An 11250-nucleotide genomic window follows, 5' to 3' on the forward strand; every position below is an offset into this window, starting at 1 on the left:
ATGGTACTCGCCATGAGGTCAGTCCTGCGTTGGATCATCGGCCACAATACTCAACCACTCCCGCGCATGAAACAGGGGGGCCTTATCATGCGGTATACAATCAAGCGAGACCCAACAGGTAGGTATCGTAGGGTTGGGCATCCGGCCAGGCCGGATTGATCAGTATGAAATGGAAAAGCGCGGGCAGGAGTATACTCCCCCGAGCGTCATTGAATAGTGGTGTGACGATAACGCTCAGGGCGATGGTGCCGGTGAAGAAAGGTAGAAATGCCCAGGCACTCTGCTCGGTTCCGCTGAGCAGGAAGGCGGGTGTGTGCCAGACCCCCCAGATGATGCCAAGGATCAGTGCAGCCCAGATCGGTGCCATACTGCGCTGGAGCAGCGGAAGCGCCAGCCCACGCCACCCGAATTCCTCGATGGGGCCTTTGATGGCGATGAGTGCAAGTGCGAGGAGGAAGGATTGTGCCGAGGTAAAGGGAAAGGCGATCTCGTATATATCATCTTTTAGAAGCGCTGCCGCAAAGAATACCAGGGGGACGCCGAACAGCAGGAACGCATACCAGACCCAGGAGCATCGCCAGATTAGGAAACGGCTGAGGTACTCGCGCAAACCCTCCAGGCCGGTAAACCGGAATACCACGATGAATGCGGAGAGGGCAGGTGCCCAGACGGCCAGATAGAACAAGGGATGTTGGCCGGTTATCTCGCCGAACAGGCGGGTCATCATCCCGGGCAACAGGATGAATGCACCCAGGATGCCCCAAGCGATCGCGAAGGTCAGAAGAAGAAACGGTACTATGGCCCAGAGCGGAATGGCATTCCCTCTGATGTCCCTCTTTGGAGACGACATAATCTGATTCCTCCACATCCCGTCGGTAGCGGGATCATCCGGATTAAGAGCGGAGCGAATAATAGGCCGGTGGACGCCTGATCCTGAAAAGGGGATTCGTGGATCTTATGTCAATACCCTTTTGGGTGTGTGGGTGTCAACGGTTTTGGGTGGCCCCGTTTTTGATCAGGCACCAAAATTCCCGGCTGATAGAGGGATGCCGCTTATCCAATCGCCTCAAAGAGCCTGAAGAGGGTTCGAGATGAAGTACTCAGACAAAGTTGGCGATATCTGGTGTCATAAGGCGTTTAACAAAGCCAATCCTGACTATTCGGTGCTGGTGCATTATGCGACGCTGGCTGCATCGAGCCACAATACCCAGCCATGGATTTTCAGACTGAAACCAAACCGGATCCAGATTCTCCCGGATTTTTCCCGTCGTTGTCCGGAAGTTGATCCCGACGATCATCATCTGTATGCAAGTCTAGGCTGTGCGGCGGAGAATCTGCTATTGGCGAGCAAGTATTTTGGGTTGCAGGGCCGATGCGGCTACGACGAATCGACCTCGGGTGTGCAGATAGATTTCGAGGAAACGGGGTCTGTTCGGTCGCCGTTATTTGAAGCGATCCTCAAGCGACACTGCAGTCGGGTTGGATACGATGGAGAGCCGCTTTCTTCTGAGCAGTTACAGCAATTGGAGGAAGCCGGGCAGGGGGAAGGGGTTGCTGTCATGATCCTGACTGAAAAAGAGCAGAAGGAGCAGGTGGCAGCCTATGTAGCCAAAGGTAATCGTGCTCAATTCAGCGATCCTGCTTGGTCCCAGGAATTGAAATCATGGATTCGTTTTAACCTTCGGGAGGCAGTGAAGACGGGCGATGGTTTGTATGGTCCGGTTATGGGAAGGCCAAATGTCCCCCGCTGGCTCGGGAAACTGGTGATGCGATTCGGGCTTTCAGCGGAAAAGCAGAATGAAAAAGACTATCGTCATATTTTGAGTTCGTCGGCCATTGCCGTGGTGTTTTCTGATGCGGACGATAAAGCACACTGGATCACGGCAGGCCGATGCTGTCAGCATCTGGCGTTACAGGCCGCGGCGTTGGGGTTGAAGACGGCTTTTATCAATCAGCCAGTGGAGGTGGCTTCCCTGCGCCCCGAGTTTGCTCGCTTTCTGAGGATTGGAAACCGCCGGCCGGATCTGGTGATGAGGATTGGCCATGGGCCGGAAATGCCACGTTCTCTCAGGCGGCCTGTTGAGGATGTGATCGGATGAACCCTGTCGCTGTTGTGCTTGTGGCACTTGTCCTGGCGGGGGGGATCCTTTTGGGCTGGCGTATACTGGACCACCTGGATGACCGTAAGGCGATGCATGGGCTGGCGGCCCGTCAACCAGTGCACCCCCCATCCTTCGACGTTGCCTTGGTGGAGGATTTGCCGGAGCCGGCACGCCGCTATTTCCTGTATATGATTGAGCCAGGCACGCCTCTCTACAAGGTTGCCAGGATCACCATGAACGGCCGTTTTGGTATGGGGGACAGGGACAATCCAAACTATCTGGATTTCTCGGCGACCCAGATACTTGCAATGCCTGAGGGGTTCGTCTGGAAGATGCGTGCCCGCCGAGGTCTGATGAGGGTATCCGGTTCTGACAGCCAGCGTTGGACGCGGTTCTGGCTGATGGGGCTGCTGCCAGTTGCCCGCATGGGTGGGGATTTGGACCACGCGCGTTCCGCGTTTGGCCGGTATGTGGCTGAAGCCGTGTTCTGGTCGCCTGCGTCGCTATTGCCCGGGCCAGGCATCGTCTGGGAGGGCCTTCATGCCGACTGTGCCCGAGTCACCGTTCAGCATCGGGGTCTGTCTCTGTCCGTTGACCTGAAGGTGGCGCCGGATGGCCAGCCAATGGAGGTTCGGTTCGAACGGTGGAGTCATGCCAACCCCGAGAACCAGTATCGGCTGCAACCCTTTGGCGGATATCTCTCCGAATTCCGTTCGTTCGGCGGCTTTCGTATGCCTACCCACGTGGAGGCCGGTCATCATTTCGGCACGGATCAATACTTCCCCTTTTCCGTGGCGGATGTGACTGCTGTCGACTATCCCCAGGTGCGAACCCAGTGATCGGTTCACTGGATCGATCTTTTCGGATGTTTTACTGATCGGCTCACCGGCTGTTCCCTCACGGTCCGGCTGCCTGGTCTCGGCTCAGGCGATCATGGCGGGGTCCCGGGCTGTGCGGTGGTGCCGGATCTGCGCAAGGCACTGGACGGGATCGCCGCGGCGACCCTTGCGCGCTGAGCACCCGACGCCAGCGTGGGCGGCCGCTGACGGTGCATCAGGCCCGGCCCCGGTAGCCGCACTGGCGCCAGGCCTCGTAGACCGTCACCGCCACGGCGTTGGAGAGGTTGATGCTGCGGCTGCCGGGGACCATGGGGATGCGCAGGCGCTGTTCCGGGGGGATGTGCGCCAGCACGTCGTCCGGAAGGCCCCGGGTCTCCGGGCCGAAGAGCAGGGCGTCGCCGGGGGTGAACACGCAGGCGTCCAGGTCATGACCGCCCCGGGTGGTCAGGGCCAGCATGCGCGCCGGGGCCACGGCTTCCGAGAAGGCCGCCAGGCTGTCATACTCCGTCACCGACGAAAGATCCCGGTAGTCCAGCCCGGCGCGGCGCAGGCGCGCGTCGTCCAGGGTAAATCCCAGCGGATGGATCAGGTGCAGCCGGCAGCCCGTGTTGGCCGCCAGGCGCATGACGTTGCCGGTATTGGGCGGGATCTCCGGTTGATACAGGACAATGTGAAACATGCCACTCGATACCCCTCACACGCAGGCGCTGGCCGTGGATTTCTGCGGGCTTTCCTTCGCCTCCCCCCTGGTGCTGCTCTCCGGCTGCGTCGGTTTCGGCGAGGAGTATACCCGCGTGGCGGGCTTCTCCAACCGGCAGGTGGGAGCGGTCTGCCTCAAGGGGACCACCGGCGATGCGCGCCCCGGCAACCGGCCCCACCGCATCTATGAGACCCCCCACGGCATGCTCAATGCCATCGGCCTGCAGAACCCCGGCGTGGACCACGTGGTGGATGCCATCCTGCCGCAGCTGGATTTCGACGAGACCCGCTTCATCGCCAATGTCTCCGGCTCCACCATCGAGGAGTACATCCGCGTCACCGAGCGCTTCGACGACTCCCCCGTGGACGCCATCGAGATCAACATCTCCTGCCCCAACGTGAAGGAGGGCGGGGTGGCCTTCGGCAACGACCCGGACATGTCCGCCCGGGTGGTGGAGGCCTGCCGCCGCGCGACGCGCAAGCCCCTGATCACCAAGCTCTCCCCCAACCAGACGGATATCGCCGAGAGCGCCCGGCGCTGCATCGAGGCGGGCACCGACGCCCTTTCGGCCATCAACACCCTCATGGGCATGGCCATCGACGTGGAGCGCCGCCGCCCGGTGCTGGGCAACAACCAGGGGGGGCTCTCGGGGCCCGCCATCAAGCCCGTGGCCCTGCTGCGGGTGCATCAGGTGTATCAGGTGGCCCGGCCCCACGGCATCCCCATCATCGGCCAGGGGGGCGTCACCGGCCCGGAGGACGCCATTGAGTTCCTGCTGGCGGGGGCCACGGCGGTGGGCCTGGGCACCGGGCTGTTCTACGACCCCCTGGTGTGCGGGCGCATCAACCGGGGCATCGCCGACTACATGGCGCGCCACGGATTCGAGCGGGTCTCCCAGCTCACCGGCGCCCTGGAGCTCAACGGCTGAGGACGCCCCCCAGGGCCCGGCCCCACCCCTTCACCGCCCCAGGCAGGTGACCACCACCTGGCGCTCATGCCGACCCGTGCGGTGCTCCCAGAGGAAGATGCCCTGCCAGGTGCCCAGGGCCAGGCGGCCGTCGGAGAAGGGGACGGTGAGGCCCGCGCCGGTGAGCACGCTGCGGATATGGGCGGACATGTCATCGGGCCCCTCCATGGCGTGGGCGTAGTGGGGATCGCCATCGGGCACGCTGCGGCCCATGTGGCCTTCCAGGTCCTCCAGCACCGTGGGGTCGGCGTTCTCCGTGATGGTGAGCGAGGCGCTGGTGTGGCGGCAGAAACAGTGGCACAGCCCCGTGCCCATGCCGGAGGCGGAGACGATCCCGGCCACCTGGCGGGTGATCTCCCGGGGACCGCGGCCGCCGGGTTCGATGCGGATCAGCTGCTGGAAGATGTCCATGGCGATGCACTCATGCTGGGGCCGCGGATCGCGGTCGGGGTTGTCGCGCAGATGGGGGCCGATGGCCCGCCCGAGCCGCGCCACCGGCCCCGGGGGTGTTGTCCTGGTGAAGGGTATGCTTTGATAGACCTGCTGCCAAGCCACGTCCATGGACCGGGAACCCCGTGCGCGAAGGAAATCCTCTCATCCCCGGCGCTGCCACCCGCGCCGCCACCCAGGCCTACGCCGAGGCCCATCAGCGGGCCGGCCGGGTGGCCGAAGGGCACTACAGCGATTTCCCCCGGGAGCACCTGCGCCTGTCCAGCCTGGGCGTGGGCAGCTTCGGCGGCGAACCCAGCCCCGCCGTGGACGCCCGCATCGGCGCCCTCGTGGCCCGGGCCCTGGGGGCCGGCATCAACGTCATCGACACCGGCGCCCACTACCGCTACGGCCGCTCCCTGGCCGCCGTGGGGGCCGGGGTGCGCACCGCCCTGGAGGCCGGCGTGCCCCGGGAGGCCATGTTCCTGGTCTCCAAGGGGGGCTTTCTCACCCTGCGCGGCGGCCCGCCCCCCGACATGGCCCGGTGGTTCGAGCAGGAGATCACCGCCCAGGGTCTGGGCACCCGCGAGCACCTGGCCAAGGGCGCCCACCTGCTCACCCCCGAGTATCTGAACTACCAGCTGGAACTCTCGCGCCATCTCATGGGCGTGGAGACCCTGGACGCCTTCCTGGTGGATCAACCCGAGGTGCACATCCCCGAACGGGGCAAGGAGGCCACCCTGCAGCGGCTGGAGCCCGTGTTCGAAATGCTCGAGCGCGCCGTGCAGGAAGGCCGCATCCGCCGCTACGGCATCTCCAGCTTCGAGGGCTTTCGCGTGGAGACCGACGCCCCCCTGTTCCTGTCCCTCACCTCGCTCATGGGCCTGGCCGAACGCGCCGCCCGCAGCGCCACCGGCGACCCCAATGCCCGGCACCACTTCAAGCTGGTGATGATGCCCTTCAACCAGGTGATGCTGGAAGGCTTCACCCGCTTCAACACCGCCACCGGCCAGGGCAACGTCGCCTCACCCATCCAAGCCGCCCATCAGCTCCAGCTCTACCTCATGGCCTCCCACACCCTGCTCAAGGGCCACCTGGCCACGCAGTCGGTGGACACCGTCACCCGCGCTCTGAACGACCTGCAAAACCCTGCCCAGAGGGCGCTGCAGTTCAACCGATCGACTCCGGGTGTGGGCACAAGCCTGACCGGTATCAGCACGCCGGAGAATCTGGAAGATGTGCTGGCGGTGGCGGGGCTGCCGGTGATGGCCAGGCAGGCTTATTTGGGGATGTATGAACGGGTGGGGGAGTGAGGTGGTTGGGGAGCCTGAATTCACAGAATAAGCGCAACGCCTGAACGGATAGAGGGTGGGTCAGCTGCCGCCGTAGAATGGGTGGCTCTCACCCCAAACCCATTCAGGCGTACCGATGAGGCACTACAGGCAGCTGACCCAGGAAGAACGATATCAGATCACTGCGCTTTTGGGGCTGGGGTACTCGCAGGCGGCGATAGCGCGGCATCTGGGACGGAGCCCGAGCACGATCAGCCGGGAGTTGGCCCGCAATGGCCAGGGTGGTCCCTATGAGGCCGCTGTAGCCCAGAAACGGACCCGGGTGCGGCGTAGTACTGCGGCAAGTAGCGCCTAAAGGTTTTTTTTAGCCAACCTAAATGAAGCCTTTACATCGGCAGTGCAGTCGGGCAGAATTGATGCTCCGTTCATCAGCTGAGGTTATCCCCGTGACAAAACGCAACACAGCAGCAGATCCGCTCGAAAATATGATGGCAATGATGCTTGAGGGTTTTCGTGCGACAACCACCGAAATCCAAGAGATGAAAACCAAGCAGAAGGAACATGCTATCGCTGTATACCACGGCATGACAGGAAGTGGGAAATCGCGCTACGTCTCAAAACTAGTTGAGATCGAGGCCACGCAAGAACCTAGGGGAGCGCAATCCAGAGTCGCAGACATGCTCGACCTTTCTGAAGGGCGAATCTCACAGCTCTTGAGTTCTGAGAAAAATCGCAAGAACGGCAAATAGCCCAACAAGCGCGTAAACTCGGACAGGCAAGAACTGTGCGGCTTCCGCTTTGCTCCAGCCACGCAGTTCTTGCCTGCCGGTTACGCGTCACGTTATGCATAAGATCATATCCTACCTACGAGCACAGCTTCAGCCCTTTGACCGAGAAGCCTTGTGGTCTCAGCGGGCTCTAAAAGAGGGGGGCTCCGTTGTACTTTGGTGGGCAATGCCCTCTTTTGTCATTGTTTGGCTCGTTGATCGCTATCGCGAAAACCTCCCATCTTCCTATCTGGAAGCGGCTATCTCGGAGGGTATAGGCCCACATCTGTGGAACGTCATTGGCACATTGGCCTTGTTTCTTGTCGGACTAGCACTCTTGTTTCCCCGATCGAAGTTCATTGCAAAGAGCGCCCACCAAGTTCTGATTAACACCTATGCTATTGGTGGGCTGTCTTTTGGCTTGTTGTTTGGTCAGCTTGCTACGGCGCTTGTTTCAGCCTCCGCGAATGTTGAAGCATGGAAGACTTGGCTGATGGGGGTTGGCTCAGCTTTCTTGGCTATCCAAGTTCTTCTGCTCAATTTTTCTCTCTGGTACTTGGGGCATCTAATGGCTTCGCGGGAGCAAGATGATGGTTTCCTTCATCGTGTTGAACAAGTAGATTTGCCGCTTCGAGTAGTCGCATTCGCGCTTTTTTCAGCGCTACCCGTCGCACTCCTATTCATGGAGAAGCAAATTGCATGACAAAGTCATCAACACGGACCGCCAAACATTCTGCTACGCTCCAGGCTTTGGCGGCCGGTTATGGCTGGCGTTATGCGTTTCTACGACGCAAGCTGAAAGGGAACCTCGATCAATATAAATTCCCTGTACTCAAATCGCTCATGCCCGTTCGGGATCATGGATTCATAGCTCATGACCCAGCATGGTGATCAGATCCGGGCGGTTACGCGGGTACCCAGGAGGGGGGACGGGGAGGCGGTTGCACCCCTCACCATGGCTCCGGATAGCTCATCCGCCTCATGCAGCCACCCCCTGCAGGTAGGTCCAGCGCCGGAGGTTGTACACGATGTTGTTCAGGCCGATCTTCAATCGCGCCCGGGCCAGGCCGATGGTCCGCACGAGCTGTCCCCCCATGGCCGCCTGACTGGCAAACACGTGCTCCACCCGCCCCCGCACCTTGACAGCCGCCGCCACTTCCGTGCATGAAACAGGGGAGCTTTCTCTCGCGGTATACAATCAAACGAGATCCAACAGCTAACCAGGCCATGCACCGGATGCCAACACCTACGCGTCGCTGCGGTTCAGTCACTGGTGATGGCGGGCTTTATGCTTGAAAGGCCGCGATTGGTAACCGGAGGAATATCAAGTTGCCTACAATATCGATGTTTTACGGTATCATTGTGCGAATGTACTTCGCGCCGAAGGAGCATCCACCACCACATTTCCACGTCTACTATGGCGATTACAAGGCGAAGGTGGACATCCGGATATGCGAGATTATCGAAGGCAATCTTCCGAAGAAACAAGCGAAACTGGTATTGGCATGGGCGGAGCTTCGCCAAGACGAATTGATGGCCGATTGGAAGTTGGTCATGAATGGTGAGGAACCATTCAAGATTCAGCCACTTCAGTAAGGTAAAGAAAATGCATCCATCAGTTATGAACGTTACTCCTTCTGACGACTATACGCTGCAAGTCGCTTTTGATAATGGTGAGCGGGGGACGCTCGATATGAAGCCGTATCTCGACTTCGGTGTTTTTCAACGGTTGAAGGATCGAAATGCTTTTAAACGTGTCCGGGTATCTTTTGATACGGTCGAGTGGGACTCGGGAATAGATCTTGATCCAGAGTTTGTCTATGAGAAATGCAGGCGAGGTAGTGCACAATAATGCGCCCCAGTCGACTCAAAAAAGCCGCGCGGCTGATCGCTGGCGTTGGGACGACCAGTGGAAGGTGACCACTTAGCATTCGGCTCCGCACTAGGCGGTTCATGAGAAGGGAGTACACGACGATTTCAGGTGTCACCATGCGCTTTCATCCATTGATCGCGGATGCTGATCAAGCCCTGGCGTTGCAGCCAGTGATTGGTCATCCCGGTCTGGGTGCCGAGGGATCGGGACAGATGCTGATGTATCCCCACGAAATCATGCGGGGATTTCGGCGGCAAACACGGCCCGTATCGTGGCTCTGATGTGGCGTAAGGTGTCTTCACTGATCCTGACCGATTCTCGTTGCAGCACTTTCAAGCCTAGGAAGAAGTGGGATAACACCCTTCGCTTGGCCGTGTTGGGCTGATACTGACGGTGGCGTCCCTCATGCTCTGTCGCCAGGCCCACCAACCAGGCCGCGAAGCTGGCCAGGGCGGCGATCAGCAACAGCACGTCGAATCGTTGCGCAGAGCGGGAGCGGGAACGATTCACCCCAAGCCCATAATGCTCGTTCTTGCTTGCCCGGAAATCCTCCTCGATCTGCATCCGCAGGGAATAGAGGGCGATCACCCGGTCGGTGATCTTCGCCCCTCCCGGCAGGGAGGTGGCAATGACCCAGGGCTCCCGCTGCCCAGCCGCATGTGCGCGACTCTTGCCACTCTGGGCCCGCTGGCCAGAGCGGTTCGCATGAATGCGGCCCTGGAGAGTCTTGCGCAGGCCATACACCGGGCACACCAGCGAATCGTATCGAGTCATGGCAAAGGCACCCAGGTAGGTCGGCTGATTCTCCTCCAACAAGCCCCCCAACTCACGGGTCGTGAGCCAGGTGTCCTCACCTGGCCGGGTCATCTGGACCAGACCTCGCGCCCGGCCCACCCAGTCCCAGCCCAAGGCCTCCACGGCGCGAAACCAGGGCTTTTTGAAACCGGCGTCCGTGACGATCACCGGGCGAACTCCGGCGGGCAAGACCCCCGATAGGTGCTTCAAAAAGTCTTCCTGGACCTGGCGATTCGCGTACTTGGCCTGAGGGTGACATTCCTGGTACAGGGTCCTTCCCTGGCCGCCCACGGGCGCCGAGGCGCGCAGCACGTGAATGCGCTCATCCACGGTCACCGGCGACCAATCCACCAGAATCACCGGTCGCTCTTGCTGCCCCAACAGCCAGTGGGCCATGGCCTGATACACCGTCCTCGCCTCTTGATGCATCCTGGGATTCCCCACCAGCCGATCCATTTGCTTGATGCTCGCCTTTTCGGTGATCTGCCGCCGAGAGGCCCGGCCAAGACCGGCGACCGAGGTGGTCTGCCCGCCCAGGGCCGCCGCCGTTGCAGTGAGCAGCGCCTTGAAGCGGGTGCGGTGAATGGATTGACAAGCAACCCCCAGGTTTGCGTGAATCAGGTCGGTGGCGTGCATCGGTTGGTTTCGTGGCTCTTTTTCGGCTTTGTCACCTTAAAGAATCACGATCTTGCCGGTGCATGTCCACCCCTACCTCCTCTTATCCCACTGTTTCACAAGGAATTCTGCCTGCGAAAACGTGGGGATACCCCAGGAGCTGTACTCCAAAGGTACGTCAAAGAGGTTTCCTGCGGATGTCGCACCGAGAGCCGCCAGAAAGCTTGAATACGTTAACCTGGCTGAACAGCTGGAGGACTTGAAAGTGCCGCCCGGCAATCGCCTCCATCCACTATCGGGAAACAGACAGGGTCAGCACGCAATTTCAATAAATGATCAGTGGCGTATTTGCTTTCGTTTTGAAGATGGTGATGCGTACGAGGTCGAAGTGTGTGACTACCATTGAGAAAGGTGACGAACATGGCTATTCCTAACACTACCGGTATGCAGCGCAAGCCAACTCATCCCGGTGAAATGCTCAGAGAAGATTTTTTACCAGACTATGGTCTGACGGTTGCAGGGCTGGCTGAGTCTCTGGGTGTCTCTCGCCAATCAGTTAATGAGCTGTTGCGAGAACGACGTGCTGTCAGTCCTGAAATGGCGCTGCGACTCGCACGTTTATTTGGCAACTCTCCTGAATTTTGGCTGAATGCGCAGCGCGCTGTTGATCTATGGACGGTGGCTCAATCGGTCAAAGAGGAAGTGGATCGGATTAAACCGTTACACGTTGCATAACTGTCAGGTCTCGCCTGATTGTATACGCGTTTTCGAAATAGATCGGGGCGGTCCTGTTGCCAGGCCTTGAGGGTTTCCACCGGGGTGCGATGTCCCAGCGCCTTTTGGCCGATGTGATGGTTATACAGGCGCTGGT

15 protein-coding genes and 2 pseudogenes are annotated in these 11250 nt (G+C 60.1%); 11 read left to right on the plus strand and 6 right to left on the minus strand.

All coding sequences use genetic code 11. The features are described from left to right. Nucleotides 1-100: 100 nt before the first annotated feature. Complete coding sequence (locus tag CKO33_RS12895) at nt 101-850, minus strand: CPBP family intramembrane glutamic endopeptidase (RefSeq protein ID WP_200182639.1); 750 nt, start codon at nt 848-850, stop codon at nt 101-103. A gap of 241 nt (nt 851-1091) precedes the next feature. Here CKO33_RS12895 and CKO33_RS12900 point away from each other — a divergent pair, with 241 nt between their 5' ends. Together CKO33_RS12900 and CKO33_RS12905 are read left to right on the plus strand one after the other, a co-directional pair. Continuing rightward, on the plus strand, nt 1092-2099 hold the full coding sequence (locus CKO33_RS12900; RefSeq protein WP_200182640.1) for an Acg family FMN-binding oxidoreductase: 1008 nt from the start codon (nt 1092-1094) through the stop codon (nt 2097-2099). Beyond that, nucleotides 2096-2941 carry a DUF6544 family protein gene (locus tag CKO33_RS12905; protein WP_200182641.1) on the plus strand — a complete coding sequence of 282 codons (846 nt, stop codon included), beginning with the start codon at nt 2096-2098 and terminating at the stop codon, nt 2939-2941. Before CKO33_RS12900 ends, CKO33_RS12905 begins: the two co-directional genes overlap by 4 nt. Nucleotides 2942-3155: 214 nt before the next feature. Here CKO33_RS12905 and CKO33_RS12910 read toward each other — a convergent pair whose 3' ends face one another. Further along, the gene (locus CKO33_RS12910; RefSeq protein ID WP_200182642.1) at nt 3156-3620 is read right to left on the minus strand and encodes a tRNA (cytidine(34)-2'-O)-methyltransferase; all 465 of its coding nucleotides are present in this window, start codon (nt 3618-3620) and stop codon (nt 3156-3158) included. Here CKO33_RS12910 and CKO33_RS12915 point away from each other — a divergent pair. Beyond that, nucleotides 3619-4569, plus strand: coding sequence for a dihydroorotate dehydrogenase (locus tag CKO33_RS12915; protein ID WP_200182643.1), 951 nt, complete (start codon nt 3619-3621; stop codon nt 4567-4569). The genes CKO33_RS12910 and CKO33_RS12915 overlap by 2 nt on opposite strands. Nucleotides 4570-4599: 30 nt before the next feature. Here CKO33_RS12915 and CKO33_RS12920 read toward each other — a convergent pair whose 3' ends face one another. Beyond that, nucleotides 4600-5019 (minus strand): secondary thiamine-phosphate synthase enzyme YjbQ, encoded by a 420-nt coding sequence (locus CKO33_RS12920; protein WP_200182650.1) that lies wholly within the window; start codon nt 5017-5019, stop codon nt 4600-4602. A gap of 164 nt (nt 5020-5183) precedes the next feature. Between CKO33_RS12920 and CKO33_RS12925 the strand changes: the two genes are divergently transcribed. The 4 genes and pseudogenes from CKO33_RS12925 (at nt 5184) to CKO33_RS12940 (ending at nt 7799) form a co-directional block, all read left to right on the plus strand. Continuing rightward, the gene (locus CKO33_RS12925) at nt 5184-6350 is read left to right on the plus strand and encodes an aldo/keto reductase (RefSeq protein WP_200182644.1); all 1167 of its coding nucleotides are present in this window, start codon (nt 5184-5186) and stop codon (nt 6348-6350) included. A gap of 115 nt (nt 6351-6465) precedes the next feature. Then, nucleotides 6466-6669: pseudogene (locus tag CKO33_RS12930) on the plus strand (helix-turn-helix domain-containing protein); the annotation flags it as partial. Nucleotides 6670-6775: 106 nt separating this feature from the next. Then, the gene (locus tag CKO33_RS12935; protein WP_200182645.1) at nt 6776-7078 is read left to right on the plus strand and encodes a hypothetical protein; all 303 of its coding nucleotides are present in this window, start codon (nt 6776-6778) and stop codon (nt 7076-7078) included. A 205-nt stretch (nt 7079-7283) separates the two neighbouring features. Next, nucleotides 7284-7799: a hypothetical protein gene (locus tag CKO33_RS12940; protein ID WP_200182646.1), complete on the plus strand. Its 516-nt coding sequence runs from the start codon at nt 7284-7286 to the stop codon at nt 7797-7799. A gap of 276 nt (nt 7800-8075) precedes the next feature. Here the strand turns inward: CKO33_RS12940 and CKO33_RS12945 are convergent, their stop codons facing one another. Next, on the minus strand, nt 8076-8222 hold the full coding sequence (locus CKO33_RS12945) for a hypothetical protein (protein ID WP_439099449.1): 147 nt from the start codon (nt 8220-8222) through the stop codon (nt 8076-8078). Nucleotides 8223-8440: 218 nt separating this feature from the next. Between CKO33_RS12945 and CKO33_RS12950 the strand changes: the two genes are divergently transcribed. Next, nucleotides 8441-8692: a DUF4160 domain-containing protein gene (locus CKO33_RS12950; protein ID WP_200182651.1), complete on the plus strand. Its 252-nt coding sequence runs from the start codon at nt 8441-8443 to the stop codon at nt 8690-8692. Nucleotides 8693-8717: 25 nt separating this feature from the next. Next, nucleotides 8718-8948, plus strand: a complete 231-nt coding sequence (locus tag CKO33_RS12955) for a DUF2442 domain-containing protein (RefSeq protein ID WP_242472636.1) — start codon at nt 8718-8720, stop codon at nt 8946-8948. Between the two features lie 255 nt (nt 8949-9203). On the opposite strand, the gene CKO33_RS12960 is transcribed toward CKO33_RS12955, so the two are convergent. Then, nucleotides 9204-10400: an IS4 family transposase gene (locus CKO33_RS12960; protein WP_200182648.1), complete on the minus strand. Its 1197-nt coding sequence runs from the start codon at nt 10398-10400 to the stop codon at nt 9204-9206. Between the two features lie 121 nt (nt 10401-10521). Here CKO33_RS12960 and CKO33_RS12965 point away from each other — a divergent pair, with 121 nt between their 5' ends. Beyond that, complete coding sequence (locus tag CKO33_RS12965; RefSeq protein ID WP_200182652.1) at nt 10522-10785, plus strand: type II toxin-antitoxin system RelE/ParE family toxin; 264 nt, start codon at nt 10522-10524, stop codon at nt 10783-10785. Nucleotides 10786-10799: 14 nt separating this feature from the next. Next, nucleotides 10800-11114, plus strand: coding sequence for a HigA family addiction module antitoxin (locus CKO33_RS12970; RefSeq protein ID WP_200182649.1), 315 nt, complete (start codon nt 10800-10802; stop codon nt 11112-11114). Here CKO33_RS12970 and CKO33_RS13740 read toward each other — a convergent pair. Beyond that, nucleotides 11063-11250: pseudogene (locus tag CKO33_RS13740) on the minus strand (hypothetical protein); the annotation flags it as partial. The gene CKO33_RS12970 and the pseudogene CKO33_RS13740 overlap by 52 nt on opposite strands.

The organism is Ectothiorhodospira mobilis, assembly GCF_016584115.1.
Classification (GTDB): Bacteria; Pseudomonadota; Gammaproteobacteria; order Ectothiorhodospirales; family Ectothiorhodospiraceae; genus Ectothiorhodospira; species Ectothiorhodospira mobilis.

Bases quoted from the DNA above. Each gene is read 5' to 3' on its own strand.
- CKO33_RS12910 (WP_200182642.1), bottom strand. From the start codon at position 3,620: ATGTTTCACATTGTCCTGTATCAACCGGAGATCCCGCCCAATACCGGC.
- CKO33_RS12955 (WP_242472636.1), top strand. From the start codon at position 8,718: ATGAACGTTACTCCTTCTGACGACTATACGCTGCAAGTCGCTTTTGAT.
- CKO33_RS12900 (WP_200182640.1), top strand. From the start codon at position 1,092: ATGAAGTACTCAGACAAAGTTGGCGATATCTGGTGTCATAAGGCGTTT.
- CKO33_RS12915 (WP_200182643.1), top strand. From the start codon at position 3,619: ATGCCACTCGATACCCCTCACACGCAGGCGCTGGCCGTGGATTTCTGC.
- CKO33_RS12905 (WP_200182641.1), top strand. From the start codon at position 2,096: ATGAACCCTGTCGCTGTTGTGCTTGTGGCACTTGTCCTGGCGGGGGGG.
- CKO33_RS12950 (WP_200182651.1), top strand. From the start codon at position 8,441: ATGTTTTACGGTATCATTGTGCGAATGTACTTCGCGCCGAAGGAGCAT.
- CKO33_RS12970 (WP_200182649.1), top strand. From the start codon at position 10,800: ATGGCTATTCCTAACACTACCGGTATGCAGCGCAAGCCAACTCATCCC.
- CKO33_RS12940 (WP_200182646.1), top strand. From the start codon at position 7,284: ATGCCCTCTTTTGTCATTGTTTGGCTCGTTGATCGCTATCGCGAAAAC.
- CKO33_RS12920 (WP_200182650.1), bottom strand. From the start codon at position 5,019: ATGGACATCTTCCAGCAGCTGATCCGCATCGAACCCGGCGGCCGCGGT.
- CKO33_RS12960 (WP_200182648.1), bottom strand. From the start codon at position 10,400: ATGCACGCCACCGACCTGATTCACGCAAACCTGGGGGTTGCTTGTCAA.
- CKO33_RS12895 (WP_200182639.1), bottom strand. From the start codon at position 850: ATGTCGTCTCCAAAGAGGGACATCAGAGGGAATGCCATTCCGCTCTGG.